Consider the following 26,178-nt stretch of genomic DNA (forward strand, 5'->3'; position numbering starts at 1 on the left):
GCTCGACGCCGGCGGGGCGCGGCGCGAGGATGGGCAGATGCGTGACGCCGACGTCGCACCACGCGTCCAGCGGGCCATGTCGGGCCTGGACCGTCGCGCGTTCCTCCCGCCCGACCAGCACCGCTTCGCCGACGCGGACCAGCCGCTGCCCATCGGGCACCACGCCACCTGCTCCCAGCCGAGCACGGTGGCCCGGATGCTCACCCTCCTCGATGCGCGGCCGGGGCACCGGGTGCTGGACGTCGGCTCCGGCTCGGGGTGGACGACGGCGATCCTCGCCGCGCTCGTGGAACCAGGCGGTCAGGTGGTCGGTGTCGAGCTCGAGCCGGCGCTCGTCGAGACCGGGCGGGCGAACCTCGCCGCGGCCGGTGTCGCCGCGGTGATCGAGCCGGCCGTGCCCGGCACCCTCGGTCTGCCCCACCTCGCCCCCTTCGAGCGCATCCTCGTCTCCGCCGAGTCGCGCCGGCTCCCGCACGCCCTGGTCGACCAGCTCGCCGACGGCGGACGCATGGTCGCCCCCGTGCGCGGCAGGCTCGTCGTCGCGGACCTCGCGGGCGGTGAGCTCACCACCCGGGCTCTCGGCACCTATCGCTTCGTGCCGCTGCGTCAGCCCTGACCGTCAGTCGTACACCCCCTCCAGCCACCAGGTCCCGGACTCGAGGGCGAGGAGCTGGGCGACGCCGTCGTCCAGCTCCACCTGCAGCCAGGCCCGCCGGCGGCCCTTGCCCCACCAGCGCTCCCACATCGGCCACGGGCCCGCCCAGCCGACCACCTCCCGGCCGGCGTCGTCGTCGACCACGCGGGCGGGCTCCCCGCTGAGCCGCACCCGCCCGTCCACAGTGACCGGGGCGCCGGCGGCGTCGAGGACGACGACGGCGCGCCGCTCGTCGAGGAGGGTGGCCGGGGCGGGGTCGGGCAGCCGCCCGGGCCAGGGCGCGTCGGGGCGGAGCACGGGGACGGGGTCGTCACCCCAGGCGACCAGGCGCACGCGGGTGCGAGGATCACGACCGCCCTGGAGGACGGGCACGAGCACTCCCTCGGCGCCGAGCAGGCCCTGGACCCGCAGCGCGGCCCGCTCGGCCTGGACCTCCCCTCGCCCGCGGCGGCCCCACAGGCCGTCGCTGACCGTGCCGGCCGGGCTGATCTCCTGGGCGAGCAGCTCGAGGTGGACGAGGGGCGCGCTGGGCGGGCGGGCGCTGCGGCCGGAGAGCCAGCCGTCCAGCTGCCAGCGCACGCGGTCGGTGAGATCGGCGGGGGTGGGGGCGACGTCCAGGCGCCAGGTGCGGGCCAGCTCGGTGCCGTCCTCGGTGCGGGCGAGCACCTGGACACGCCCGCACACGACGCCGCGGCGCTGCAGCCGCTCGGCGAGCTCCTCGGCCAGGGCACGGGCGGCGAAGGCGGCGACGTCGGAGCGCGCGGCGGGCGGGTCGAGGTCGGTGCGGACCGTGACGTCCTGCTCCGGGCGGCGGGGCGCCGGCACGGAGACGTCCCCGCCGCGGGCGAGGCGGTGGGCGAGCAGCCCGAGGGTGCCGAAGCGGGCGGCGACGTCACCGGGGGCGAGGGCCGCAAGCGCCCCGAGGGTGCGCAGCCCGAGCCGGCGCAGGAGGTCGGTGAGCTCGCCGAGCTCGGCGCGCCGCTCACGGGTGGTGGCGGCGAGCTCGAGGCGGCGCACGTCCTGGCCGGCGAGGAAGTCCGGCGCCTGCCCGGGCGGCACGACGATCCCGGCCCGGGCGGCGAGCAGTGCGGCGAGCAGGCCGTCGGCCACCCCCACCTGGCACTCGGCGCCGGTGTCCTCGGCGACCGCGCCGACGAGCAGCTCGGCCAGCGCCTCCTCGCCCCCGGCGTGACGGGCCGGCCCGCGGGCCGCCATGAGCAGCACGCCGGGCCGGGCGACCTCGACGCCGGCGACGACGTCCTCGACCGCCTGGACGAGCGGCTCGAAGGCCCGGGCGTCGCGGTTCTCGTCCGCCGCCAGCAGGACGAGGCCGGGGCACAGGCTCTGGGCGGTGCGCCGCCTCATCCCCTGCCGCACCCCCTCCGCGCGGGCGGCCGCGGAGCACACGAGGATCCCGCGGGAGTCGTGGACGGCGACCGGCTCGTGGCTGCCCACGGCACCTTCGGCGACGGCGGCGGCCACCGGCCAGTCCGGGACCCACAGGACCGCGCGGCGCAGGGCCGCCACCCCGGCTCCCGCGCGTGCCGGGTCCGCGGTGGGGGCGGTCATCAGGACACCGCCCGCAGCCGGGCGCCGCGCGTGACGACGGGCGCCGTGCCGGTGAGCTCGCGGCCGCCGTCGCTCACAAGGTCGAGCCCGGCGGAGGTGAGGCGCACCCGCACCCGCCCGGCGACGCCGCTGCGGCCGCGGCCGTGGACGGTCATCTCCGCCGCCTCCACCCGGCCCCAGCCGCGCCCGAGCCCGCCGGCGCGGGCCTCCCCCGCCCTGAGGACGACGTCGGCGCCCGGCCAGTGCGCCGTGCTCAGCAGCACCGCGCCCCGGGTGCGCAGGCGCGCCGACACCAGCCGCCGGTCACGCGCGCTCAGCGCCCGGCAGTCCCCGACAGCGAGGACGTCGACGCCGTCGACCAGGGCCCCGACCACGGAGGCGGCCTCCGGGCCCGGCCTGGGCACGAGGAGGCTGCGGCCCAGGTGCAGCCCAGCGTCGGCGGCGGCCTGCAGCCCGATGTCCGGCAGCGCGGCGAGCGCGACCCAGCCCTCCCCCTGCGCGGCGGCCAGCAGGGCGAGGAGGAGGGAGGAGGAGCCGCCGACCTGGACGACGCTGCCGCGGCGCAGCCCGGCCGGCGGGAAGAAGCCGGCCAGGGCGGCCGGGACGGGCAGGTGGTCCGCCCCCGCGGTGGTACGCGCCCCCGCCACCACCGGGATGGGTGCGGGACCCTCGGGGGCGGTGTCGGGAGCCGGCGCGACCGGAAGGTGGGCGGTGGACGGGCGGGAGGGTGCGGCGTCGTTGTCCGCGACCGTGAGCCGCGTGCGCAGACCGGCCGCCGCCTCGGCCCGTTCCAGGGCCCGGCGGGCGGTCGCCATGCGTTCGGCCGGGGTCATCCCCACCACCTCCACGGTCATTCTATCGAACAGTTGTTCGATGATGACATGCGGTGGTGACATCCTCGGCGTGCCCGTCGCGGCATCCCGCGGCCCCACGCCGTAGGTTGAGAGCGACCCCACACAGAGGAGGCCTCGATGGACCTGCAGCGACCCGTTGCACCCGCACCCTACGACCTGCTGCCCCCCGTGCCGTCCTTCACCGTGACGAGCACCGACATCACCGACGGGCAGCCCTTCGACCGGATGTTCACGGCGGACGGCGACAACGTCTCCCCCCAGCTCGCGTGGTCCGGCTTCCCCGAGGAGACGCAGAGCTTCCTCGTCAGCTGCTTCGACCCCGACGCCCCGACTCCTGCCGGGTTCTGGCACTGGACCGTCGTCGACCTGCCCGCCGACCTCACCGAGCTCGAGCAGGGCTGGGGCGAGAGCGACCTCATGCTGCCCGGGGCTGCTTACCACGTGCGCAACGACGGCGGCACCCACGACTTCACCGGCGCGGCCCCGCCGAAGGGGGACCGCCCGCACCGCTACGTCTTCGCCGTCCACGCGCTCGACACCGACTCCCTCGAGCTCGACCCCGACGACAGCCCCACGAAGGTGGCCTTCACGGCCCTCTTCCACACCATCGCCCGGGCCGTCATCACGCCCACCTACCAGCGGTGAGCGAGCCGACGACGACGGCGGACGGCTCGCTGCGGTACGGCACCCTCACCTGGGTGCCGGCCCTGCAGCGCCCCGACCTGCTCGCCGAGCCGGTCCGCGCGGCCCTCGCGGCGCTCGACGGGGCCGAGAAGGTCCACGTCGCCGAGATCGACCCCGAGCTCGCCGACACCGCGGCGATGACCGAGGCATACGAGCTGCCGCTGGACGCCTCGGTCAACTGCGTGCTCGTCGCGGGCAAGCGGGCCGGTGAGGAGCGGGTGGCGGCCTGCGCCGTCCGCGCGACCACCCGGGCGGACGTCAACTCCACCGTCCGGCGGCTGCTCGACGTCCGCAAGGCCTCCTTCTGGCCCACCGACCGGGCCGTCGAGGCCTCGGGAATGGAGTACGGCGGCATCACCCCGGTGGGGCTGCCTGCGGACTGGCGGCTGCTCGTCGACGCGTCGGTCGCGGGCGGGCCGGCGATCGTCGGCAGCGGCGTGCGCCGCTCCAAGCTGCTCCTGCCCGGTGAGGTGCTGCTCGCGCTGCCCGGGGCCGAGGCCGTCGAGGGGCTGGGCCTGCCCGCCGCGGGCTCGTGACCACCCGGCGGCCGCCCTCGCGCCTGCTGCGCAACGCCCGGGTGGCCACCGGCGCCCTGTTCTTCACGAATGGTGCGCTGTTCGCCAACCTGCTCCCCCGCTACCCGGCGATCAAGTCCGGCCTGGAGCTGACGAACACCGAGTTCGGGCTCGTCGTCATCGCCTTCCCCGTCGGGGCCATCATCTCCGGGCTGGCGGCCGCGGCGGCGATCCGCCGCTTCGGGCCGGCGAACGTCGCCGTCCTCGGCACGGTGCTGACGGCGGCCGGGCTCGTCGCGGTGGGCTGGTCACCCGCGCTGTGGCTGCTCGTCGCCGCGCTGTTCGTCGCCGGCTCGGCCGACTCGATCACCGACGTCGGGCAGAACAGCCACGGCATCGCCGTCCAGCGCGGCTACGGGCGCTCGATCATCAACTCCTTCCACGCCGTGTGGAGCGCCGGCGCGGTGACCGGCGGCCTCATGGGCACGGCGGCGGCCGCGAACGAGGTCCCGCTCGGCGTCCACCTCACGGTCTCGGGCGTGCTCTGGGTGCTCGTCGCGCTCGTCGCCCGCCGCTTCACGCTGCCCGCCGGGATGTCGGTGGGGCCGCCACTCGTCGAGGAGCACCACGCCGCTGCCGGCGGCGCGGTGCCGGCGTGGCTGCGCCGTCCGCCCGTGTTCCTCGCCGCGCTCGTCCTCATCGCGATGAGCGGGACGATGGTCGAGGACGCCGGGAGCACGTGGTCGGCAGTCTTCCTCACCCAGGAGCTCGACGCCGGTCCCGCCCTCGCGGGCCTGGGCTTCGTCGCGATGGTCGGGGCCCAGTTCGTCGGCCGGGTGCTCGGCGACCCGATGACCGACCGGCTCGGTCAGCGCGCCGTCGCCCGCTTCGGCGCCGTCCTCATCATCGTGGGGATGGGGCTCGTCGTCGTGGGGCCGGCCGCGTTCGCCGTCGTCGCCGGTTTCGCGCTCGCGGGTTTCGGCTCGGCGACGCTCGTGCCCGCTGCGATGAACGCGGCCGACGACATGCCGGGCATGCGGGCGGGCACCGCGCTCACCATCGTCTCCTGGCTCATGCGGGTGGCCTTCGTCGTGTCCCCGCCGCTCGTGGGCGCGCTCGGTGACGCGTTCGGCCTGCGGGTGGGTCTCGCCGTCGTGCCGGTCCTCGCGGTCGGGACGCTCCTGCTCGCCGGGGTGCTGCGCGGCCGGGAGCGCTGAGCCGCCCTCAGGCTCAGGCGGGAGGAAGCCGGCGCTGGTCGCTGTCCTGCTCGACGAGCGCGGTGAAGATCTGGGCGAAGAGCTCCTCGACGCGCGCCTCGATGGCGGCGGCGTCGGTGGTCTGGCCCTTGCGGTCATGGAGGGCCATGAGCTCGATCGCGCCGTCGAGCTTGTCGGCCTGGGCGAGCCAGCCCTCGGCGCGGGTGACCTCCTCGGGGCTCGACGCGGTGGCCAGCGCCCGCTGCGCCTGCCCGCGCAGGACGGTGACCGAGCGGCGCAGCCCCTCCGGACGTGAGCGGGCGGCGCGGGCCTTGGTGAGGCCGTCGATGACCCGCTGCACCTGCTTGGCGGCCTCGGGGTTGTCGCGCAGCATCGCGGCGCCCTTCTTCACCAGCGGGTAGACCACCGGCCCGAACTTCGCCGCGGCCTTGACGATCGCCGTCACCTTGCCCATATGTCCTGCTCCTTCCGTCTGCCCCGAGGTTATGTCCTCCGTCAGGGAGCCCGCGCGCCGGTGGGAGGATGACCCGGTGTTCCATGTCATCTTCCACGAGCCGAAGATCCCGCCGAACACCGGTAACGCCATCCGGATGGTCGCGTGCACCGGGGCGACGCTCCACCTCGTCGAGCCGCTCGGCTACGAGCTGAGCGACGCGCACCTGCGCCGGGCGGGACTCGACTACCACGACCTCGCGCGCGTCGTCGTCCACCCCGACATCGACGCCGCACTGGCGGCCGTCGCGCCCGGGCGGGTGTACGCCTTCACCGGGCACGCGACGACCGGCTTCTCCGAGATCCGCTACGAGGCCGGCGACGCGCTGCTCTTCGGGACGGAGACCACCGGCCTGCCCGCCGACCTGCTCGCCGACCCTCGGGTCACCGAGCGGGTGCGGATCCCCATGGTGCCCGGCGTGCGGTCGATGAACCTGTCGAACTCAGCGGCGATCGGCGTCTACGAGGCGTGGCGCCAGCACGGGTACGCCGGTGCGTGAGAACGCGTTGCCCACGCCGGAACGCGTGTGTTCTGATGCACACGCCCGAGCGCCGAGCGCTCACGCCACCGACGGAGGACGCCCGACGATGACCGCGACCAGCACCGACGACGCCCAGACCCCCTCGGCCGCGCTGCGCGCCCGTCAGCGCCCGCTCAAGGACGCCTACAGGGAGGACCCGGCGAGTGCGCTCGTCACGAGCACCGCGACCGCCCGGGTGGACCAGGGCGCGCTGACCGCGACCGTGCCGACGTGGGCGGGCGAGGTCGTCGCCGGCCTGCACCCGGCCACGGGCGGCGACGGCACCCAGGCCTGCTCGGCGGACATCGTCCTCCAGGCGCTCGTCGCCTGCGCCGGCGTCACGCTCTCCTCCGTCGCGACGGCGATGGGCGTGGAGCTGCGCTCCGCGTCGGTCACCGCCAACGGCACCTGGGACGCGCGTGGCACCCTCGGCGTGGACCGCGAGACGCCGGTGGGGCTCAGCTCCGTCGAGGTGCTCGTCGACGTCGACACCGACGCCGACGACGCGACCGTCGCCAAGCTGCTCGAGCTCACCGAGCGCTACTGCGTCGTCGCCCGCACGCTCACCGCTCCCCCGCCGGTCACCGTTCACCGCGCCTGAGCCGCGGTGCTACTCGAGGTCGAAGCGGTCGCGCGCGGCCTCGATCTCGTCGTGGTGGGCTGCGGACCAGGCGAGCAGCGCGTCGACAGGCTCACGCGCCGTCTTGCCCAATGGGGTCAGCGTGTACTCGACGGCGACCGGGCGGGTGGCGAGCACGGTACGTCGGACGAGCCCGTTCCGTTCGAGGCGACGAAGTGTCGCGGTGAGGGACTTCTGCGTCACGCCGGGGATGGCGCGGCGCAGCTCGTTGAAGCGGCACGGCCGCTCGCACAGCTCGCTCATGACATGCAGGCTCCACCGGTCGAGGACCTGCCCGATGAGCTCGCGGTGGGAGGCGGTGACCTGCTCGGACAGCGGGGCGGTATCGGGCATGAAACCTGGTCTCGTTGAGGTGCTCGGCGGGCGGCGGGTACCACTGGGCTACCCCTTTCCGGCACACCCTAGAGGAGTTCCCATGACCGTCCACCGCCTCAGCCCTGCAGGGCTCGCCACCGGCACCCCGTATCACCACGTCGCCGTCGCGACCGGCGCCCGGCACGTCCACGTCGCGGGACAGGTGGGTCAGGACGCCGACGGCGTGCCCGCCGACGGGCTCGCGGACCAGGTCTCGCAGGCGCTGCGCAACACGGCCCTCGGCCTGCGCGCGGGCGGCGCGACCTTCGACGACGTCGTCCGGCTCACCGTGTACGTCACCGACTGGGAGGTGGAGCGGATCGCGGACTTCATGGCGGGGGTCGAGGCGGTGGCCGAGGAGGTCGGACTCAGCCTGCCCATGCCAGCGGCTTCGCTCATCGGGGTGGACCGGCTCTACACGCCCGACGTCCTCGTCGAGATCGAGGCGACGGCAGTCGTGGACTGAGCCGCCCTTCCCTGCTGGGAGGGATGCGTCGTGCGGTGCAGTCCGCTGAACGGGAGTGGAGCAGCTCCGACCGCGCCCCGGTCCCGCTCAGCCACCACCGTCCCGCTCAGCGCACACGATCCCGCTGGGCCGAATCCGTGATGGGTCCGCACAGCACGATGTCGGCCTGGTTGACAGGCCGGCGCAACGATGTCCTCCGGTGCAGGGGCTGGCCGCCGGCAGACGCGTCACTGCCGGCGGTCAGCCGGTGACGTCGATCGTGACGGACGGAGCCGGGGCGCAGCCGACCGTTGGGTCGGTCTTGCACTGGGTCGCCGCGCCCTCGAGTTTCACCGACACCTCGGCCCCGCCGAGCGGGAAGTCCGCCGGCAGCCGGAAGCTGCCACCCGCATCGCCCTGGCGGCCCGGGTCGAGGTCACCGAGGGACGCCGAGAACGGCCGCCCGTCCTCGGCGCGCGCCTCCGACGTGATCTCGACCGAGTAGCGCGCGCCCTCCGGCAGGGACGGCTCGCAGTCGTCGGCGTCGACAACGCCGGTGACCTCGACGCGCAGCTCCTCCCGCCGGGCGACGCTCCCTGGCGTCACGACGGGTTCGGTCGGTTCGCAGTAGGCCGTCTCGGGCCCCACGTCGAGGCAGCCGGACGTCATCAGGACGGCGAGGAGCGTCGCGGCCAGCGTCGGCAGGCTCCGTCGTACGAGCACGCCCCCACCGTAGCGGCGCCGGCCACGGGACCGAGCGCGGTCGGCTACCGGGTCGCGTAGAAGACGACGGCGGCCGAGGCGGCGACGTTGAGGGAGTCCACCCCGGCGGCCATCGGGATGCGGACGACCCGGTCAGCCATCTGCAGGACGCGCGGGGACAGTCCGTGGCCCTCGGGGCCGAAGACGAAGGCCGAGCGCTCGTGGTCCTCGGCGACGTACTCGTCGAGGCTGATCGAGTCGTCGCTCAGCGCCAGGGCGGCCACGGTGTACCCGAGGTTCTGCGCCTGCTCGATGGCACCGGGCCACGACTCCAGCCGCGTCCACGGCACCTGGAAGACGGTACCCATCGACACCCGGACCGAGCGGCGGTAGAGCGGGTCGGCGGAGGTGGGCGTCATGAGGACGGCGTCGACGCCGAGGGCGGCGGCGCTGCGGAAGGCAGCGCCGAGGTTCGTGTGGTCGACCATGCCGTCGAAGATCGCCACCCGCCGTGCACCTGCCACGACCTCCTCCACCGCACGCAGCGGCGGGCGGTGCATGGCCGCCAGCGCGCCGCGGTGCAGGTGGAAGCCGGTGATCGCCTCGAGCACCGGTTCCTCGGCGACGAACACGGGCACGCGCGACCCGCCGTCGTCGGCTCCGGAGGCGCGAGCGATCACCGGTGCCATGGTCCCCAGCCACTTCTCGGCCATGAGGAAGGAGCGAGGACGGTGACCTGCGCCGATCGCCCGGGTGATGACGTTGGTGCTCTCCGCCATGTACAGGCCGCGCTCCGTCTCCAGGCGACGTCGCAGGGCGAGGTCGGTGAGGCCGGTGTAGTCGAGGAGGCGGTCGTCGGCGGGGTCGGTGATGCGGATGAGCGGCACCGGACCATTCTGCCGTGCCGGGTCCGGCTGTCGGAGCAGGGGGAGGGGCTACTCCTCGGCGCCGACGGGGGCGGCGGCGAACTGGCTGCGGTAGAGGCGGGCGTAGGCACCGTCGGCCTCGAGGAGCTCCTCGTGGGTGCCCTGCTCGACGATGTCGCCGTGCTCCATGACGAGGATGACGTCCGCGTCGCGGATGGTGCTCAGCCGGTGGGCGATGACGAAGGACGTGCGGCCGCTGCGCAGCCGGGTCATCGCCTGCTGGACGAGCATCTCGGTGCGGGTGTCGACCGAGCTCGTCGCCTCGTCGAGGATGAGGAGCTGCGGGTCGGAGAGGAAGGCGCGCGCGATCGTGATGAGCTGCTTCTCCCCGGCCGAGACGCCACCGCCCTCCTCGTCGATGACGGTGTCGTAGCCCTCGGGCAGGCTCTGGACGAAGCGGTCGACGCTCGCCGCCTCCGCGGCGCGGCGCACGTCCTCCTCGGTGGCGCCGTCGCGGCCGAAGGCGATGTTCTCCGCGATCGTGCCCTCGAAGAGCCACGTGTCCTGCAGGACCATGCCGATCGGCTCGCGCAGGTCGTGGCGGGTCATCGCGCGGGTGTCGACGCCGTCGATGAGGATGCGCCCGGAGTCGATCTCGTAGAAGCGCATGAGGAGGTTGACCAGGGTGGTCTTGCCGGCGCCAGTGGGGCCGACGACGGCGACCGTCTGCCCGGGCTGCACGTCGAGGTCGAGGCGGGTGATGAGCGGGCGCTCGGGGTCGTAGCTGAAGGCGACGTCCTCCAGCCGCACAGCACCGCGCACCTGCGCCGGCCGCTGCCCCGGCTCGGGGTCCGCCGACTGCTCGGGGGCGTCCATGACCTCGAAGATCCGCTCCGCCGAGGCGACGCCGGACTGGACGAGGTTGGCCATCGAGGCGAGCTGGGCCAGCGGCTGGGTGAACTGCCGCGAGTACTGGATGAAGGCCTGCACCGAGCCGAGGCTGAGGTCCCCGGAGGCCACCCGCAGGCCGCCGACGACGGCGACGAGCACGTAGTTGAGGTTCCCGACGAACCCCATCATCGGCATGATCGTCCCGGAGATGAACTGGGAGCGGAAGCTGGCCCGGAAAAGCCGCTCGTTGTCCTCGTCGAAGCCCTCTCGCACGCCGTCCTGGGCGTTGAAGGCGGTGACGAGCTCGTGGCCGGTGAAGGCCTCCTCGACCTTGCCACCGAGGTCGCCGGTGGACTTCCACTGGGCCACGAAGTGCGGCTGGGCCCGCTTCGCGATCGTCGCCGTCGCCCACGCCGACACGGGCACGGTGACCAGCGCGATGAGCGCGAGCTGCCAGGACAGGACGAACATCATGACGAGCACGCCGACGACCGTGACGAGCGAGGTGATGACCTGCGAGAGCGTCTGCTGGAGGGTCTGGGAGACGTTGTCGATGTCGTTGGTGACGCGGGAGAGGACGTCCCCGCGCGCCCGCGAGTCGAGCTCCCGGAGCGGCAGGCGGTCGATCTTCGCCTGGACGTCGCGGCGCAGCGCGAAGGCGGTGCGCTGGACGATGCCGGCGAGCATGCGGCCCTGCACCCACAGGAACAGCGCCGAGACCACGTAGACGGTGAGGACGAGCAGCGCCATCCGCCCGAGCGCGGCGAAGTCGATGCCCTGCCCGGGAACGACGTTCTCCATGCCGGCGACCATCTGGGCGACCTGGTCCTGGCCCGACGCGCGCAGGGCCGTCACGGCCTGGTCGAGGGTCGCACCCTCGGGCAGCATCCGGCCCACGACGCCGTCGAAGACGATGTCGGTGGCGCGCCCGAGCAGCGTGGGACCGAGCACCTGCAGGGCGACCGCGACGACGGCGAGGACGATGACGACGACCAGCCGGACTCGCTCCGGCGCCATCGCGCGCAGCAGCCGCCGCAGCGAGGCGCCGAAGTTGGCCGACTTCTCACCGGGAGGAACCCCGGGACCCGGACGGTGGTGGCTCATGCGGCCTCCTGCGCGCTCAGCTGGGACAGCACGATCTCCTGGTAGGTGGGGTTGTCCTCCATGAGGGAGGAGTGGGTGCCGCGTCCCACGACGCGGCCGTCGTCGAGGACGACGATCTCGTCGGCCTCGCGGATGGTCGCCACCCGCTGGGCGACGATGAGGACGGCGGCGCCCGCGGTAGCGTCCGGCAGTCCGGCCCGGAGGCGGGCGTCGGTGGCGTAGTCGAGCGCCGAGAAGGAGTCGTCGAAGACGTAGAGGTCGGCCGGCTTGAGCAGCGCGCGGGCGATCGCCAGGCGCTGGCGCTGCCCGCCCGAGAAGTTCGACCCGCCCTGCTCCACCCGCGCGTCCAGGCCCAGCCCGGAGACGAACTCGCTGGCCTGCGCCGCCTCGAGCGCGGCCCACAGCTCCTCGTCGGTGGCCTCGGGCCGCGCGAAGCGCAGCGTGGAGGCGATGGTGCCGGAGAAGAGGTAGGCGCGCTGCGGGACGACGGACACTCGGGCCCGCAGCTCGGCGGGGTCGAGCTCGCGCACGTCCACTCCCCCGGCGCGCACGACGCCGCCGGTGGCGTCGACGAGCCGCGGCAGGAGGTTGACGAGCGTGGACTTGCCCGAGCCGGTGGAGCCGATGACCGCCGTCGTCCGTCCCGGTTCCAGGCGCAGGGAGACGTCGTGGAGGACGGGGGCGGCGGCGCCCGCGTAGCCGAAGCTCACGCCGTCGAGCTCGAGCACCACCCGCTCGGCGGGCAGCCGCCGCGGCTGCCTCGGGGCGACGATCGCGGGCTCGGTGGCGAGGACGGCCTCGATGCGGTCGGCGGACACCGCGGCGCGCGGCACCATCATGAACATCATCGAGGCCATGAGGACCGACATGAGGATCTGCATGAGGTAGTTGAGGAAGGCGACGAGCGAGCCGACCTCCATCGCCCCGGAGTCGATGCGCCCGGCGCCGAACCACACGACGGCCACCGAGGAGGCGTTGATGATGACCTGCACCGCGGGGAACATCAGCGCCATGAGGTAGCCGACGCTCAGGCTCGTGCCCATGAGCTCGCTGTTGGCGCGGGCGAAGCGCTGCCGCTCGGTGGGCTGGCGGTTGAAGGCGCGGATGACGCGCACGCCGGAGATCTGCTCGCGCATGACGAGGTTGATCCGGTCGATGCGCGCCTGGATGAGCCGGAACAGCGGTCCCATCCGCAGCGCGAGCAGGACGACGACGCCGAGCAGCACCGGGACGACGACGAGGAGCAGCGCGGACAGCCCGACGTCCTGCCGCAGCGCCATGACCACACCGCCGACCATCATGATCGGGGCCATGACGATGACCGTGAAGGTCATGAGCGTGACCATCTGGACCTGCTGGACGTCGTTGGTCGAGCGGGTGATGAGCGAGGGCGCCCCGAAGCGGCCGGCCTCGGCCACCGAGAAGCGCTGGACGCGCGTGAAGACCGCGCGGCGCAGGTCGCGGCCCAGGCTCGTGGCGGCGCGCGCACCGAGGTAGACCGCGCCCACCGCGCAGCCGACCTGGACGGCGCTGATGAGGAGCATGAGCCCGCCCACCCGCAGGATGTAGCCGGTGTCCCCGACGACGACGCCCTGGTCGATGATGTCGGCGTTGAGGCTCGGCAGCGAGAGCGCCGCGATCGTCTGGACGAACTGGAGCAGCACGACCACCGCGACGTCACGGCGGTACGGGCGCAGGTGGCGCCGCAGCAGGGTGAGGAGCATGTCAACCTTTCACTTCGCCGCCGGTGGGACGGCTGCGAGAAGGGTAAGTCGGACCGCCGACATCCCCCGACGGATTTCGCTCAGGGCAGGCTCCCGCGACGACGGCGCACCGCTTGGGTCGCCCCTTCCGCACCTCGCGACCCGCCAGGAAGTGCGGCCGAAGATCGAGAAGGGCGACCCAAGCCGCCGGGCCTGCCGCGGGCCGCCGGGCCGCGGACGACGACGGCGCACCACCCGCGTGAGGTGGTGCGCCGCCGTCGTGCTGGCTACTGCTGCTGGGGCCAGTCGGGGTCCTGCTCCGGCTCGGCCGTGGTGGGCGGGCCGGCGGTGGGACCGGGCTGGTTCGCGCTGGGCGGCGGCGGCTGACGGTGCGCACCGGGCGCCGGCGGCGGGGGCGTCGGCGCGCCCGCGGGCGGGGCGAAGCGGGACTGGTCCGCGGCGCGGCGGCCGCTGGCCAGCGGCTCGTCCTCCGCGGGCCGCTGGCCGCGCTCGGCGGAATCGGAGAAGGGCCGGCCCGAGCGCTCCCCGGCGGCGTTCGCCTCCGACGTCGCCTGCTGCGCCTCGCTGCGGGCCTGGGCCAGGGCCTCGTCCGGGTCCTGGAGGTTAGTCTCCGCCAGGCCCGAGGCCATCGAGCTGTCGTGTGCCCCGAAGTCGACCTGCGGGGTGGGTCCGTCGTCGTCGCCGTCGGGGCCGCCCAGGGGCGAGCCGCCGCCGAAGCCCTTGGAGATCGCGCCGAGGGCGGCGGTGAACTCCGTGGGGATGACGAAGAACTTGCTCGACTCCTTGTTCGCCAGCTCCGGCAGCATCTGCAGGTACTGGTAGGCGAGGAGCTTGGGGTCGGGCTTGCCGCGGTGGATGGCGTCGAAGACCTGGAGGATCGCGCGGGACTCACCCTGCGCCTTGAGGATCGCGGACTGCGCCTCACCCTCGGCGCGGAGGATCGCGGCCTGCTTCTCACCCTCGGCGGTGAGGATCTGGGACTGCTTGACGCCCTCCGCGGTGAGGATGGCGGCGCGGCGGTCGCGCTCGGCGCGCATCTGCTGCTCCATCGAACCCTGGACGCTCGCGGGCGGGTCGATCGCCTTGAGCTCCACGCGGTTGACGCGGATGCCCCAGCGGCCGGTGGCCTCGTCGAGCACCCCACGCAGCTGGCCGTTGATCTGGTCGCGGCTGGTGAGCGTCTGCTCGAGGTCCATCGAGCCGATGACGTTGCGCAGCGTCGTCACCGTCAGCTGCTCGATACCTGTGATGTAGTTGGCGATCTCGTAGGTCGCGGCCTTGGGGTCGGTCACCTGGAAGTAGATGACGGTGTCGATCGACACGACGAGGTTGTCGGAGGTGATGACCGGCTGGGGCGGGAAGGAGACGACCTGCTCGCGCAGGTCCACCCCGGCGCGGACCCGGTCGACGAAGGGGATGAGGAAGTGCAGTCCCGCGTACATCACGGTGTTGAACTTGCCCAGTCGCTCGACGATGAGCGCGACGGCCTGCGGGACGATTCGCACCGCCCGCCAGATCGCGATGATGACGAAGAGGGCGAGCAGGACGAGCACGACGGTGAGCACGAGGCCCCCGGTGTTGTCGGTCACAGGGCTCCTTCGGGGTAGGTGACGGGCAGCGGCGCGACGACGGCGGTCGCGCCGTCGATGCGGACGACCTGGACGGTGGTGCCGGTGGGCAGGAGGCTGCCGGGCTCGGCCGCGCGCGCGGTCCACACCTCGCCGGCGAGCTTGACCCGGCCGGCGCGGTCGGTGACGTCGACGAGGACCTCGGCACTGCGGCCCACGTGAGCGGCGACGTTGGTCAGCGTGTCAGGGGTGGAGCGCTTGAGGTAGCCAAGCGCCCACGGACGCACGGCCACGAGAAGCACCGCGGAGACGACGGCGAAGGTGAGGATCTGCGCCCACAGCGGCGCACCGAGCATGGCCACTCCCCCGGCCGCCAACGCACCGCCGGCGAACATGAGGAAGATGAGGTCGACGGTGAGCATCTCGACCACGCCGAGCACGAGTGCTCCGCCCAACCACCACAACCACGCCATCGTCGTCCCTCCTCCTGACCGAGTTTAGCCAGCGTGCCCGGCCGCGCGGGCGCTCCAGCGGCCCCGGTGACGCTCGACCTCGAGGTCGAGGCCGAAGGTGCGCGACAGGTGCTGGGCGGTGAGGACCTCCTCGAGCGGCCCGGCCGCCTCGACGCGCCCGTCGCGCAGCAGCAGGCCGTGGGTGAAGCCGGCCGGGATCTCCTCGACGTGGTGGGTGACGAGCACGATGACCGGCGAGCGGCGGTCACCGGCGAGCTCGCCGAGGGCCGCCATGAGCTCCTCGCGCCCACCGAGGTCCAGGCCCGCGGCCGGCTCGTCGAGGAGGAGCAGCTCGGGGTCGGTCATGAGCGAGCGGGCGATCTGGACGCGCTTGCGCTCGCCCTCGCTGAGGGTGCCGAACTTCCGCTCGCTCAGCTGCTCCACCCCGAAGGCGGCGAGGAGGTCCCCTGCGCGGGTGGTGTCGTAGTCCTCGTAGGACTCCCGCCAGCGGCCGGTGACGCCGTAGGAGGCGGTGAGCACGACGTCGAGCACGCGCTCGTGGCCGGGGATGCGGTCGGCGAGGGCGGCGGAGGCAAGTCCGATGCGGGTGCGCAGCTCGGAGGTGTCGATGGTCCCGAGCCGGCTGCCGAGCACCTCGACGGTGCCCTCGCTGGGGAAGAGGCGCCCGGCGGCCATCTGGAGCACGGTCGTCTTGCCCGCGCCGTTGGGGCCGAGCACCACCCAGCGCTCGCCGTCGCCCACCGACCAGCCCACGCCGTCGAGGATCGTCTTCGACCCGCGTCGCAGGGTCACGTCGGCAAGCTCCAGCACATCGCTCATGGACCGACCTTATCCGCCACGCGGCTTCCGAGACGTCTACCGTGGGGGCGTGCCCGAACTCGTCCTGCCCCACGCCGTGCTCGCGGCGCTGTGGCTCCCGCCCGTGGTCGCCGCCGGTCCGGCCCGCAGCGGTGCGGGCGGTGACGTCATCGACGCCGCCCTGCACGCCGTCGTCGGGCACGAGACGCACGTCGTCGACCGGCCCGACGGCGAGGTGCGCTCCCTGCGCGAGATGGCCGGGCGGCTCGTGGGCCAGGAGCTCACGGACGTCGGTGCGGTGCTCCCCGCGCCCGGGCACGTCGCCGGCCTGCCCGGGGTGGCCCTGCTCGACGCCGTCGACGCCGGACAGTGCCTGCTCATCCGCGCCGAGGGCGGCTCGTGGGCGGTGGTGCCGCAGGTCGAGTCCTTCGGCTCCGAGCTCGAGCCCGGCACACTCGTGCGGTGGGTGCTGCACCCCTTCCCCTTCGCCGAGCGGCCCGTCCCCACGCTCCTCGGCCTGGTCGGTTCACTGCGCCAGGCGCGGCAGGAGATCGTCCGCGCGCTCGTCACGGCCGGGGACGCGCTCGAGCAGCTCGACCTCGCCGGCTGGCGTCCCGACGTCGCCCGCGAGGCCGCCCACCTCCTGCGCGAGGACGTGTCCAGCGACCTGCTGCCACCCGGCCTGGAGCCCGCCCGGGTCGAGGTGCTCACCCGCGCCGCGCGGCTGCTCGCGGTGGTTCAGCTCGCCCTCGAGGACGACGGCGGTGCGGTCGTCGCGCGGCAGGGCGCGGCTCGGGCCGAGGTGCTGCGCGAGCTCGAGCACACCGCCCGCCGGGCGCTGGCAGCCGCGAGCGTCAGCCACGTGTCGGGCGGGGTCCCCCGCGCCCGGTAGCCCTCAGCCGCCGGCGAGGACCCGCTCGTAGAACTCCACGGTGCGGTCGGCGATCGACTCCCAGGAGAAGTGCTCCTCGGCGCGGCGCCGCCCCGCGGCACCCATCTCCGCGGCGCGCCCCTCGTCGCTGACGACGGCGGTGAGCGCGGCGGCGAGGTCGGCCTCGAAGCGCGCCGGGTCCACGGGCGTGCCGGTGCCGTCGGTGACCTGGTCGATGGGGACGAGGGTGCCGGTGACGCCGTCGTCGACGACCTCGGGGATCCCGCCGGTGGCCGAGCCGACGACGGGCAGGCCCACCGCCATCGCCTCGAGGTTGACGATGCCCAGTGGCTCGTAGACCGAGGGGCAAACGAAGACCGTGCACGCGGTGAGGACCGCGATGAGGTCGGCGCGCGAGAGCATCTGCTCGATCCACACGACACCGCCGCGGGTCTCCTGCAGCTCGGCGACACCGGCCTGGACCTCCGCCATGAGCGCCGGGGTGTCTGGCGCGCCCGCGCACAGGACGAGCTGGACGTGCTCGGGCAGCGCGCGGGCTGCCCTGAGCAGGTGCGGCAGTCCCTTCTGCCGGGTGATGCGCCCGACGAAGACGACGGCGGGCCGGCTCGGGTCGATGCCGTGGGAGCGGGCCACCTGCTCGGCGCGCTCGGCCTCCTCCCCGGTGGGCCGCTGCCAGCCGGCGAGGTCGATGCCGTTGTGGATGACGGTGACCTTGCCCGGGTCCACTGCCGGGTAGCTGCGCAGGATGTCCTCGCGCATGCCGCCACTCACCGCGACGACGCCCGCGGCGCCCTCGTAGGCGGTGCGCTCGGCCCAGGAGGACAGCGCGTAACCGCCGCCGAGCTGCTCGGCCTTCCACGGCCGCAGCGGCTCGAGGGAGTGCGCGGACAGGACGTGCGGGACGTCGTGGAGCAGCCCGCCGAGGTGCCCGGCGAGGTTCGCGTACCACGTGTGGGAGTGGACGATGTCAGTGCCGCGCACGGCGTCGGCCATGGCGAGGTCGACGCCGAAGGTCTGGAGGGCGGGGTTCGTGCCCGCCAGCTCGGCGGGGGCGGCATAGCCGCGCACGGCGTCGTCCTCCGCCTCCCGGGGGCCGTCGAAGCAGTGGACCCGCACGTCCGCGCGGCTGCGCAGCACCCGGGCCAGCTCGGCCACGTGCACCCCCGCGCCGCCGTAGACGTGGGGTGGGTACTCCCTGGTGAGCATGTCCACGCGCATGCCGACTCCCTCCTCCGCCACCGACCATTAGCCCTGCGGGACCATCTAAGCAGCCCTAGAGTCAGGAGCATGTCCCCTCGGCGCACCCACTCCCCCCGAGTCCTCGCGATCGTCCTCGCCGGTGGTGAGGGCAAGCGGCTCATGCCGCTCACCGCCGAGCGTGCCAAGCCGGCCGTGCCCTTCGGCGGGATCTACCGGCTCATCGACTTCGCGCTGTCCAACATCGTCAACTCCGGGTACCTGCGCGTCGTCGTGCTCACCCAGTACAAGTCGCACAGCCTCGACCGGCACATCGCCAAGACCTGGCGGTTGTCGACCCACCTGGGCAACTACGTCGCCCCCGTGCCCGCGCAGCAGCGGGTGGGCAAGCACTGGTTCCTCGGCAGCGCCGACGCGATCTACCAGTCCCTCAACCTCATCGACGACGAGCAGCCCGACATCGTCGTCATCGTGGGCGCGGACAACATCTACCGCATGGACTTCTCCCAGATGGTCGACCAGCACATCGACTCCGGGGCCGCGCTCACCGTCGCGGGCATCCGGCAGCCGATCTCGCTGGCCGACCAGCTCGGCGTCATCGACGTCGACCCCTCCGACCCCCGGCGCATCCGGGCGTTCCTCGAGAAGCCGGCCAAGGCGGAGGGCCTGCCCGACTCCCCCGACGAGGTCCTCGCCTCGATGGGCAACTACGTCCTGTCGACCGACGCGCTCATCGAGGCGCTGCGGGTGGACGCGGAGGACCCGGACTCCAAGCACGACATGGGCGGCAGCCTCGTGCCGTGGTTCGTCGAGCGCGGCCAGGCCGGCGTCTACGACTTCAAGGACAACGAGGTGCCCGGCGCCTCCGAGCGGGACCGCGGGTACTGGCGCGACGTCGGCACGATCGACGCGTACTTCGACGCGCACCAGGACCTCATCTCGGTCTCCCCGATCTTCAACCTCTACAACAACGAGTGGCCGCTGTTCACCGGCAACCCGGGCATGCCGCCGGCGAAGTTCGTCTACGGCCACCGCGAACGGCTGGGGCACGCGCTCGACTCGCTCGTCTCCCCCGGCGTCATCGTCTCTGGTGGTGAGGTCATGGGCTCGGTCATCTCCCCGAACACCAAGATCAACTCGTGGTCCTCGGTGCGCGACTCGGTGGTCTTCGACAACGTCGACGTCGGCCGCAACGCCGTCATCGAGCGGGCGATCATCGACAAGAACGTCCGCATCGCCGACGGCGCCCAGGTGGGTGTCGACCTCGAGCACGACATGGAGCGCGGCTTCGTCGTCACGGAGTCGGGCATCACCGTGGTGCCGAAGGGCGCGACGGTCCGCCGCTGACCTCCCCCGGCGCTTGGGTCGCCCTTTCCGGTCATCGGTCGGCCTTCCGATCGGCCGCCGGTGGGCGGATAGGGCGACCCATCGGCGCTGCCCCGTAGCCTGGGCCGGTGATCCGCATCGGCCTCGTCTCCGCCCGCCCGGTCCCGCCCGCCCTCGTCGAGCACGCGCGCGGCCTGCTCTCCGCCGTCGCCGACGACGTCGCCACCGCCGACACCTCTCGGCCCGGCTGGTCAGGGGTGGCCGTGGCCGGCGTCGCGCGGCCGGGGACGGCCGCGGACGTCGACGTCGCCCTCACCGCCGAGCTGCGCGGCCCGGCGACGGCGCTCGGGGTGGACGTCGCCGTGACGGCCGGACCGCTGGCCGCCGACGGCGTGGGCCTGCTCGTCATGGACGTCGACTCCACCCTCATCACCGCCGAGGTCATCGAGCTGCTCGCGGAGCACGCCGGCACCCGCGAGCAGGTCGCAGAGGTGACCGAGCGCGCCATGCGCGGGGAGCTCGACTTCGCCGCCAGCCTCCGCGAGCGGGTCGCGACCCTGGCCGGACTGGACGCCGGCGTGGTCGACGCGGTGCGCGAGGCCGTCGAGCTGTCGGCGGGGGCACGGGAGCTCGTCGCCGCGGTGCACGAGCGGGGCGGGAAGGTCGCCCTCGTGTCCGGGGGCTTCCTCGAGGTGGTGGGGCCGATCGCCGAGGAGCTCGGCATCGACCACCTCGCCGCCAACCGCCTCGAGGTGGAGGGCGGGCGGCTCACCGGCCGCACGACCGGGCCGGTCGTCGACCGCGCCGCCAAGGAACGCCACCTCCGGGCGTGGGCCGCCGAGGACGGCGTCCCGCTGGAGCGGGTGGTCGCCGTCGGGGACGGCGCCAACGACCTCGACATGCTCGGCGCCGCCGGGCTGGGCGTGGCCTACTGCGCCAAGCCGGTGGTCCAGGAGCAGGCCCGCACCGCCGTCACCTTCCCCCGCCTCGACGCGGTGCTCGGGCTGCTCGGCGGCTGAGCCCCCGGCTCCGTGCCACAAGCGCCGCCGTCGGCGGCGGACACGCCGCGCGACACGCCGGGTGCCACCCCCGGGGCGGCTCGCTCGGCGTCCTTTGTGGCACCGAGGCGGCTGCCGCCGTCGCCAGACTGCGCGGAAGTCGGCAACACGCCGCCGACACGCCGGGACAGGTGCCGATCAGCGGCCACTCCGCGGCACTTGTGCGCAGATCAGGCGCAGGCGCTCAGAGCTCGGGGCGCAGGACGGTGACCAGCCGGGCGGTCGAGCGGTCGAGCTCGGCCCACGGCACCGGCACGTCGAGGACCGCGGCGTTGGCGGTCCCCATGCCGAGCGACACCATCTCGGCGAGGGTGCTGCGCTCCCCGTCGAGGAGGTGGGCGAGGGAGGACATCGTCGGCTCGTGCCCGACGACGAGCACGGTGCGCACCTCCTCCGGCAGCTCGGCGAGGACGGCGAGCACGTCGCGCGGCCCGGCCGGGTAGAGCTCGTCCCGCACGTCCGCCTCGGGCGCGGCGTCCCAGCCGGAGGCGACAATCTTGTAGGTCTCGGTCGTCCGCAGCGCGCTCGACACGAGCGCCACGTCCAGCCCGCCCACCTGCTCCGCGAGCAGCGGGCCGAGGGACGCCCCCTGGCGCCGGCCGTGCGCGGACAGCGGTCGCTGCTCGTCGCCCAGGCCGTTCTCCGGCTCGGCCTGGGCGTGGCGCAGCAGCACGAGGGTGCGGGACGTCACCTACTGCCCCATCGCGTGGACGCCGCCGTCGACGTGGACGATCTCCGCCGTCGTCGCGGGGAACCAGTCCGAGCAGAGGGCCACGACCGCGCGGGCGGCCGGCTCGGCGTCCTTGACGTCCCAGCCGAGCGGGGCGCGCTCGCCCCACACGCTCTCCATCTGCTCGAAGCCGGGGATGGAGGTGGCGGCGGTCGTGCGGATCGGGCCGGCGGAGACGAGGTTGACGCGGATGCCCTCGGGGCCGAGGTCGCGGGCGAGGTAGCGCGCGGTCGACTCGAAGGCGGCCTTGGCCACGCCCATCCAGTCGTAGACCGGCCAGGCGAAGGACGCGTCGAAGGTGAGGCCGACGATGCCGGCGCCGCGGCTGAGCAGCGGCTGGGCCGCTACGGCCAGGGACTTGAGCGAGAAGGCGGAGACCTCCATCGCCGTCGCGACGTCGGCCCACTCGCCCGCGAGGAAGTTGCCGCCCATGACGGACTGCGGCGCGAAGCCGATCGAGTGGACGACGCCGTCGAGGTGGTCGGCGTGCTCACGGACGCGGTCCGCGAGGGCGGCGAGGTCCTCGGGGTTGGTGACGTCGAGCTCGACGACCGGCGCCTCGACCGGCAGCCGGCGGGCGGTCACCTGGGTGAGGCGCAGCTGGCGGCCGAAGGAGGTGAGGATGACCGTCGCGCCCTCCTCCTGCGCCAGGCGCGCGACGTGGAAGGCGATCGAGTTGTCCTTGAGGACGCCGGTGACCAGGAGGGTCTTGCCGTCGAGAAGTCCCATTGTCTGTCTCCTGTCGCGAGGTGAGGTCAGTGGCCCATGCCGAGTCCGCCGTCGACGGGGATGACGGCCCCGGTGACGTAGGCGGCGGCGGGCGAGGCGAGGTACTGGACGGCGCCGACGATGTCGGAGACGTCGCCGAAGCGGCCGGCGGGGATCGCGGCCTTGAGCTTGTCCTGCTGCGCGTCGGGCAGCGCGCGGGTCATGTCGGTGTCGATGAAGCCGGGGGCGATGACGTTGGCCGTGATCCCGCGCGAGCCGAGCTCGCGCGAGATCGAGCGCGCCATGCCGATGAGGCCGGACTTGGTGGCGGCGTAGTTCACCTGGCCGGCGTTGCCGTACATGCCGACGACGGAGCCCATGAGGATGATGCGGCCGCCGCGCTTGCGGATCATGCCCTTCGAGACCCGCCGCACGCAGCGAAAGACACCGGTGAGGTTGACGTCGAGGACCTCCTCGAACTCCTCGTCGCTCATCCGCATGAGGAGCTGGTCGCGGGTCATGCCGGCGTTGGCGACGAGCACCTCGACGGGTCCGTGGGCCGCCTCGATCTCGCCGATCGCGGCGTCGACGGCGGCGGTGTGGCGCATGTCCCCGCGCACGCCGAGGACGCCCTCGGGCAGCTCCCCGCCGCGGTGGATGGTCGCCACGCGGTCCCCCGCCGCGACGAAGGCCTCGGCGACGGCACGGCCGATCCCCCGGCTCGCGCCGGTGACGAGCACGCTGCGTGCGTCGGTGTCGTTCACGATGTCCTCCTGTGATGTCCGTCCGGGGGAACGGTAACCGACGGGGGCGCCCCAGCGTGTGAGGCGTCCGAGGACTACCCTTGTTCGGTGGGCAGGAAGCAGCGTGTTCACGCGATCACCTCGGTGGGGCGACCGCTGAGCGAGGACGTCCACGACCGGGCCGTGCGCTACGTCATCTCGATGGCCATCCGCTCCGCGTGCCTCGTGGGGATCCTGTTCACCGAGGGCTGGCTGCGCTGGGTCATGGTCGTGGGCGCCGTCGTCGTGCCCTATGTCGCGGTCGTCCTGGCCAACGCGGGCAAGGAACGTCCGGCTCCAGCGGATACCCTGATCGGAGCGCCAGAGATCGAGGCGCCCTCGTCCGAGGGGCGCCCGACCTACCCGCCCATCGACCTGAGAGGTGGCTACCTGAGGTGAGCACGTCCGCTGCGGATTCCGCGCCCGGCGAGCAGGTCTGCAGCGCCAAGGGCTGTCGGCAGACCGCCGCCTGGGGCCTGCTGTGGAACAACCCGCGCCTGCACACCGAGGAGCGCCGCAAGACCTGGCTGGCCTGCGAGGAGCACCGCGCGCACCTGGAGACCTTCCTCGGGTCGCGCTCCTTCCTGCGTGAGGTCGTGCCGGTCAGCGAGCTATGAGCCGCTACCGCTTCCTCCTCTCCCGCCGCTGGGTCGGTCTCGCCGCCGTCATGCTCGTCATCGCGGTGGCCTGCGTCTTCCTCGGCGCGTGGCAGTGGAGCCGCCACGAGGAGCGCTCCGCCGCGAACGCGCTCGTCAACGGAAACTACGACAGCGCGCCGCAGCGGATCGAGGAGGTCGTGGAGGACTCGGTCCCGGCCGACCTCGTGTGGCGCAGCGTCGTCCTCGAGGGCCGCTACACCGGTGAGCAGGTGGTCGTGCGCAACCGTCCCGTCGACGGCAGCGCCGCCGCGCGCGTCCTCGCGCTCCTCGAGGTCGAGGACGACGACGGCGGCCGGTACGTCGTCGTCGACCGCGGGTGGGTGCCGCTCGGGGAGGGCGACCCGGAGCTGCCCGCCTACCCGAGCGGTGAGGTGACGCTGCAGGGACGCCTGCGCCAGGCCGAGGGCACCGACGAGCGGACCGCGCCGGAGGGGCAGGTGTACCGGATCGAGCCGGAGACGGTGGCCGAGGCGGCGGGTGTCGAGGGCGGGGAGCTCTTCGACGGGTACCTGCTGGCGACCGCCGAGGACGGCGAGCGGGTCGCAGGCCTCTCGCCCTTCCCGCGCCCGGACACCAGTCCCGGCTCCCACCTGTCCTACGCCTTCCAGTGGTGGGTGTTCTCGCTCGGCGCGATCGTCGGCTACGTCGTGCTCGCGCGGCGCGAGGCGAAGGACCTCGCGGGCGTGCCGGAGCGGCCGGCAGCGCCGGAGCGGGCGCCCCGCCGCCGATCGGACGCCGACGAGGAGGACGCCCTCATCGACGCCCAGCTCCAGGACCAGTAGCCCCCTCGCCGGGCGCCAAGCTGATCCTCCCCCGCCGGGAGATCACGATCTCCGGTCGGCGAGGTCCGCCCGGATCTTCGCGCGAGACTCCTCGACGTCGAGCAGCCGAGTCCGGCCGCTCAGGACGTCACCGACGCGACGGTCGATCTCACCCTGCCATGCGGCGTCGACATCGTCGTCCGTGCCCTGTCCCTGGTGGAGACTCTCCAGGAGGCGGTGGGCGGCGACAGCACGGTCATCGGGGTCGAGCGCGAGCCCGGCCTTGATGTACGCCTCGAGCTCCGCCGTCATGGTTCGATCCTAGAGACCCGGCAGGACGAGTTCTCAGGCCAGGGTGACGAGCTCGCGGTAGGAGTCGTTCCACAGGTCCTCGTCGCCGTCGGGCAGGAGGAGGACGCGGTCCGGCTCGAGCGCCTCGACGGCGCCCTCGTCGTGGGTAACGAGGACGACGGCGCCGGTGAAGGTCCGCAGCGCCGCGAGGATCTCCTCGCGGGAGGCGGGGTCGAGGTTGTTCGTCGGCTCGTCGAGGAGCAGCACGTTGGCCGAGGACACGACGAGCACGGCCAGCGCCAGACGCGTCTTCTCACCGCCGGAGAGCACCTTGGCGGGCTTCTCGGCGTCGTCCCCCGAGAAGAGGAAGGAACCGAGGACCGAGCGCACCTGCGTGTCGGTGAGGTCCGGGGCGGCCGAGCGGAGGTTCTCGACGACGGTCCGCTCGACGTCGAGCGTCTCGTGCTCCTGGGCGTAGTAGCCGATCTTGAGACCGTGGCCGGGGATGACCTCGCCGGTGTCCGGCTCCTCGACGCCGCCGAGCATGCGCAGCAGCGTCGTCTTCCCGGCGCCGTTGAGGCCGAGGACGACGACCTTCGCCCCACGGTCGATCGCGAGGTTGACGTCGGTGAAGACCTCGAGCGAGCCGTAGGACTTCGACAGGCCCTCGGCGGTGAGCGGCACGCGGCCGCAGGGCGCGGGGTCGGGGAAGCGCAGGTGGGCCACCTTGTCGGCGCGGCGCGTCTCCTCCAGGCCGGCGACCATCCGCTCGGCGCGGCGGATCATGTTCTGCGCGGCGACGGCCTTGGTGGCCTTGGCGCGCATCTTGTCCGCCTGCGCGAGCAGCACCGAGGCCTTCTTCTCGGCGTTCGCCCGCTCCTTGCGACGACGGCGCTCGTCCTGCTCGCGCTGCTTGAGGTAGGCGTCCCAGCCGAGGTTGTACACGTCGAGCTCGCCGCGGGTGGCGTCGAGGTGGAAGACGGTGTTGACCGTCGCGCGGAGCAGCTCGACGTCGTGGGAGATGACGATGAGGCCACCGGAGTAGGCGGCGAGGTAGTCGCGCAGCCACACGATGGAGTCGTGGTCGAGGTGGTTGGTCGGCTCGTCGAGCAGGAGCGTCTCGGCACCGGAGAAGAGGATGCGGGCGAGCTCGACGCGGCGGCGCTGACCACCGGAGAGGGTGTGCAGCGGCTGGTCGAGCACGCGGGTGGGCAGGCCGAGGTTGGACGTGAGGCGCGCGGCCTCGGACTCGGCGGCCCAGCCGCCCTGGGCGGTGAACTCGGCGTCGAGGCGGGCGTAGCGCTCCATCGCCTTGACCTGCGCGTCACCGGTCTTCGTGCCCATGTCCGCCTCGGCCTTGCGGATGCGCTTGAGGATGCCGTCGATGCCGCGGGCGGAGAAGACGCGGTCACGGGCGAGGACGTCCATGTCGCCGGTCCGCGGGTCCTGCGGGAGGTAGCCGATCTCGCCGGTGCGGGTGATCGTGCCGGTGTGCTGGACGACGCCGGAGGTCGCCTCCTCCCCCGCGAGCAGCTTCGTCAGGGTCGTCTTCCCGGCGCCGTTGCGCCCGACCAGCCCGATCCGCATCCCGGCGTCGACGCGGAACGTCGCCTCGTGGAGCAGCTCGCGTGCGCCGATGCGCATCGAGACGTCGTGGGCGGTGATCACAGGCAGACCTCAGAGACGTTCGGGGGTGGGTTCC

General features: G+C 73.6%; 30 protein-coding genes. 13 read left to right on the forward strand and 17 right to left on the reverse strand.

Features of this window, described 5'->3' with window-relative positions:
- Positions 1-37: 37 nt before the first annotated feature.
- Positions 38-616, forward strand: a complete 579-nt coding sequence (locus tag AA0005_RS11215; RefSeq protein WP_413450253.1) for a protein-L-isoaspartate O-methyltransferase family protein — start codon at positions 38-40, stop codon at positions 614-616.
- Positions 617-619: 3 nt separating this feature from the next.
- Here the strand turns inward: AA0005_RS11215 and AA0005_RS11220 are convergent, their stop codons facing one another.
- Both AA0005_RS11220 and AA0005_RS11225 read right to left on the reverse strand, forming a co-directional pair.
- Positions 620-2,224 (reverse strand): DNA polymerase Y family protein, encoded by a 1,605-nt coding sequence (locus AA0005_RS11220; protein ID WP_413450254.1) that lies wholly within the window; start codon positions 2,222-2,224, stop codon positions 620-622.
- Positions 2,224-3,057, reverse strand: a complete 834-nt coding sequence (locus AA0005_RS11225) for a hypothetical protein (protein ID WP_413450255.1) — start codon at positions 3,055-3,057, stop codon at positions 2,224-2,226. Before AA0005_RS11225 ends, AA0005_RS11220 begins: the two co-directional genes overlap by 1 nt.
- A gap of 138 nt (positions 3,058-3,195) precedes the next feature.
- On the opposite strand from AA0005_RS11225, the gene AA0005_RS11230 reads away from it, so the two are divergent.
- Genes AA0005_RS11230 through AA0005_RS11240 form a run of 3 tightly spaced genes read left to right on the forward strand, consistent with a single transcriptional unit; the run spans position 3,196 to position 5,494 of the window.
- Positions 3,196-3,723, forward strand: a complete 528-nt coding sequence (locus AA0005_RS11230; RefSeq protein WP_413450256.1) for a YbhB/YbcL family Raf kinase inhibitor-like protein — start codon at positions 3,196-3,198, stop codon at positions 3,721-3,723.
- Positions 3,720-4,298 (forward strand): YbaK/EbsC family protein, encoded by a 579-nt coding sequence (locus tag AA0005_RS11235; protein ID WP_413450257.1) that lies wholly within the window; start codon positions 3,720-3,722, stop codon positions 4,296-4,298. The genes AA0005_RS11230 and AA0005_RS11235 overlap by 4 nt, the downstream gene beginning before the upstream one ends.
- Positions 4,295-5,494, forward strand: coding sequence for an MFS transporter (locus tag AA0005_RS11240; protein ID WP_413450258.1), 1,200 nt, complete (start codon positions 4,295-4,297; stop codon positions 5,492-5,494). Before AA0005_RS11235 ends, AA0005_RS11240 begins: the two co-directional genes overlap by 4 nt.
- 13 nt (positions 5,495-5,507) lie before the next feature.
- Here AA0005_RS11240 and AA0005_RS11245 read toward each other — a convergent pair whose 3' ends face one another.
- Positions 5,508-5,948 (reverse strand): hypothetical protein, encoded by a 441-nt coding sequence (locus AA0005_RS11245; protein ID WP_413450259.1) that lies wholly within the window; start codon positions 5,946-5,948, stop codon positions 5,508-5,510.
- 76 nt (positions 5,949-6,024) lie between these two features.
- Here AA0005_RS11245 and AA0005_RS11250 point away from each other — a divergent pair, with 76 nt between their 5' ends.
- Both AA0005_RS11250 and AA0005_RS11255 read left to right on the forward strand, forming a co-directional pair.
- Positions 6,025-6,486 (forward strand): tRNA (cytidine(34)-2'-O)-methyltransferase, encoded by a 462-nt coding sequence (locus AA0005_RS11250; protein WP_413450260.1) that lies wholly within the window; start codon positions 6,025-6,027, stop codon positions 6,484-6,486.
- An 88-nt stretch (positions 6,487-6,574) separates the two neighbouring features.
- Positions 6,575-7,108, forward strand: a complete 534-nt coding sequence (locus AA0005_RS11255; RefSeq protein ID WP_413450261.1) for an OsmC family protein — start codon at positions 6,575-6,577, stop codon at positions 7,106-7,108.
- Between the two features lie 9 nt (positions 7,109-7,117).
- Here the strand turns inward: AA0005_RS11255 and AA0005_RS11260 are convergent, their stop codons facing one another.
- Complete coding sequence (locus tag AA0005_RS11260) at positions 7,118-7,480, reverse strand: winged helix-turn-helix transcriptional regulator (RefSeq protein ID WP_413450262.1); 363 nt, start codon at positions 7,478-7,480, stop codon at positions 7,118-7,120.
- Between the two features lie 82 nt (positions 7,481-7,562).
- On the opposite strand from AA0005_RS11260, the gene AA0005_RS11265 reads away from it, so the two are divergent.
- The gene (locus AA0005_RS11265; RefSeq protein ID WP_413450263.1) at positions 7,563-7,967 is read left to right on the forward strand and encodes a RidA family protein; all 405 of its coding nucleotides are present in this window, start codon (positions 7,563-7,565) and stop codon (positions 7,965-7,967) included.
- A 240-nt stretch (positions 7,968-8,207) separates the two neighbouring features.
- Here AA0005_RS11265 and AA0005_RS11270 read toward each other — a convergent pair whose 3' ends face one another.
- The 7 genes from AA0005_RS11270 to AA0005_RS11300 all read right to left on the reverse strand — a co-directional run bounded on the left by AA0005_RS11270 (position 8,208) and on the right by AA0005_RS11300 (position 16,093).
- Complete coding sequence (locus AA0005_RS11270; RefSeq protein ID WP_413450264.1) at positions 8,208-8,669, reverse strand: hypothetical protein; 462 nt, start codon at positions 8,667-8,669, stop codon at positions 8,208-8,210.
- Between the two features lie 44 nt (positions 8,670-8,713).
- Positions 8,714-9,535, reverse strand: a complete 822-nt coding sequence (locus AA0005_RS11275) for a TrmH family RNA methyltransferase (protein ID WP_413450265.1) — start codon at positions 9,533-9,535, stop codon at positions 8,714-8,716.
- Positions 9,536-9,583: 48 nt separating this feature from the next.
- Entirely contained in the window at positions 9,584-11,509 is a 1,926-nt protein-coding gene (locus AA0005_RS11280) for an ABC transporter ATP-binding protein (protein ID WP_413450266.1), read from the reverse strand.
- Positions 11,506-13,233: an ABC transporter ATP-binding protein gene (locus tag AA0005_RS11285; RefSeq protein WP_413450267.1), complete on the reverse strand. Its 1,728-nt coding sequence runs from the start codon at positions 13,231-13,233 to the stop codon at positions 11,506-11,508. Before AA0005_RS11285 ends, AA0005_RS11280 begins: the two co-directional genes overlap by 4 nt.
- A gap of 266 nt (positions 13,234-13,499) precedes the next feature.
- Positions 13,500-14,822: an SPFH domain-containing protein gene (locus AA0005_RS11290; protein ID WP_413450268.1), complete on the reverse strand. Its 1,323-nt coding sequence runs from the start codon at positions 14,820-14,822 to the stop codon at positions 13,500-13,502.
- Positions 14,819-15,274, reverse strand: coding sequence for an NfeD family protein (locus tag AA0005_RS11295; RefSeq protein WP_413450269.1), 456 nt, complete (start codon positions 15,272-15,274; stop codon positions 14,819-14,821). Before AA0005_RS11295 ends, AA0005_RS11290 begins: the two co-directional genes overlap by 4 nt.
- Positions 15,275-15,298: 24 nt before the next feature.
- Positions 15,299-16,093 (reverse strand): ABC transporter ATP-binding protein, encoded by a 795-nt coding sequence (locus tag AA0005_RS11300; protein WP_413450270.1) that lies wholly within the window; start codon positions 16,091-16,093, stop codon positions 15,299-15,301.
- A gap of 49 nt (positions 16,094-16,142) precedes the next feature.
- On the opposite strand from AA0005_RS11300, the gene AA0005_RS11305 reads away from it, so the two are divergent.
- On the forward strand, positions 16,143-16,964 hold the full coding sequence (locus AA0005_RS11305) for a hypothetical protein (protein WP_413450271.1): 822 nt from the start codon (positions 16,143-16,145) through the stop codon (positions 16,962-16,964).
- Between the two features lie 3 nt (positions 16,965-16,967).
- On the opposite strand, the gene glgA is transcribed toward AA0005_RS11305, so the two are convergent.
- Positions 16,968-18,182 carry a glycogen synthase gene (gene glgA / locus AA0005_RS11310; RefSeq protein ID WP_413450272.1) on the reverse strand — a complete coding sequence of 405 codons (1,215 nt, stop codon included), beginning with the start codon at positions 18,180-18,182 and terminating at the stop codon, positions 16,968-16,970.
- A 69-nt stretch (positions 18,183-18,251) separates the two neighbouring features.
- Between glgA and glgC the strand changes: the two genes are divergently transcribed.
- Both glgC and serB read left to right on the forward strand, forming a co-directional pair.
- Positions 18,252-19,508 carry a glucose-1-phosphate adenylyltransferase gene (gene glgC, locus AA0005_RS11315; protein WP_413450273.1) on the forward strand — a complete coding sequence of 419 codons (1,257 nt, stop codon included), beginning with the start codon at positions 18,252-18,254 and terminating at the stop codon, positions 19,506-19,508.
- A 107-nt stretch (positions 19,509-19,615) separates the two neighbouring features.
- Positions 19,616-20,506, forward strand: a complete 891-nt coding sequence (gene serB, locus AA0005_RS11320) for a phosphoserine phosphatase SerB (protein ID WP_413450274.1) — start codon at positions 19,616-19,618, stop codon at positions 20,504-20,506.
- A gap of 223 nt (positions 20,507-20,729) precedes the next feature.
- On the opposite strand, the gene AA0005_RS11325 is transcribed toward serB, so the two are convergent.
- From AA0005_RS11325 to fabG, 3 genes are read right to left on the reverse strand one after another with little or no spacing between them, the layout of a single operon-like run.
- Entirely contained in the window at positions 20,730-21,236 is a 507-nt protein-coding gene (locus AA0005_RS11325; protein ID WP_413450275.1) for a SixA phosphatase family protein, read from the reverse strand.
- On the reverse strand, positions 21,237-22,004 hold the full coding sequence (gene fabI, locus AA0005_RS11330; RefSeq protein WP_413450276.1) for an enoyl-ACP reductase FabI: 768 nt from the start codon (positions 22,002-22,004) through the stop codon (positions 21,237-21,239). It abuts the gene before it with no gap.
- Positions 22,005-22,030: 26 nt separating this feature from the next.
- Complete coding sequence (gene fabG, locus AA0005_RS11335; RefSeq protein WP_413450277.1) at positions 22,031-22,747, reverse strand: 3-oxoacyl-ACP reductase FabG; 717 nt, start codon at positions 22,745-22,747, stop codon at positions 22,031-22,033.
- An 87-nt stretch (positions 22,748-22,834) separates the two neighbouring features.
- Here fabG and AA0005_RS11340 point away from each other — a divergent pair, with 87 nt between their 5' ends.
- The 3 genes from AA0005_RS11340 to AA0005_RS11350 are packed head-to-tail and all read left to right on the forward strand — an operon-like array spanning position 22,835 to position 24,206.
- The gene (locus AA0005_RS11340; RefSeq protein ID WP_413450278.1) at positions 22,835-23,164 is read left to right on the forward strand and encodes a DUF3099 domain-containing protein; all 330 of its coding nucleotides are present in this window, start codon (positions 22,835-22,837) and stop codon (positions 23,162-23,164) included.
- Positions 23,161-23,382 carry a hypothetical protein gene (locus AA0005_RS11345; protein WP_413450279.1) on the forward strand — a complete coding sequence of 74 codons (222 nt, stop codon included), beginning with the start codon at positions 23,161-23,163 and terminating at the stop codon, positions 23,380-23,382. The genes AA0005_RS11340 and AA0005_RS11345 overlap by 4 nt, the downstream gene beginning before the upstream one ends.
- Positions 23,379-24,206, forward strand: coding sequence for an SURF1 family protein (locus tag AA0005_RS11350; protein WP_413450280.1), 828 nt, complete (start codon positions 23,379-23,381; stop codon positions 24,204-24,206). Before AA0005_RS11345 ends, AA0005_RS11350 begins: the two co-directional genes overlap by 4 nt.
- Positions 24,207-24,248: 42 nt before the next feature.
- On the opposite strand, the gene AA0005_RS11355 is transcribed toward AA0005_RS11350, so the two are convergent.
- Positions 24,249-24,497: an addiction module protein gene (locus tag AA0005_RS11355; RefSeq protein WP_413450281.1), complete on the reverse strand. Its 249-nt coding sequence runs from the start codon at positions 24,495-24,497 to the stop codon at positions 24,249-24,251.
- A gap of 33 nt (positions 24,498-24,530) precedes the next feature.
- Complete coding sequence (locus tag AA0005_RS11360; protein WP_413450282.1) at positions 24,531-26,144, reverse strand: ABC-F family ATP-binding cassette domain-containing protein; 1,614 nt, start codon at positions 26,142-26,144, stop codon at positions 24,531-24,533.
- Between the last annotated feature and the right edge of the window lie 34 nt (positions 26,145-26,178).

Source organism: Georgenia phoenicis, assembly GCF_047302425.1.
GTDB lineage: Bacteria > Actinomycetota > Actinomycetes > Actinomycetales > Actinomycetaceae > Oceanitalea.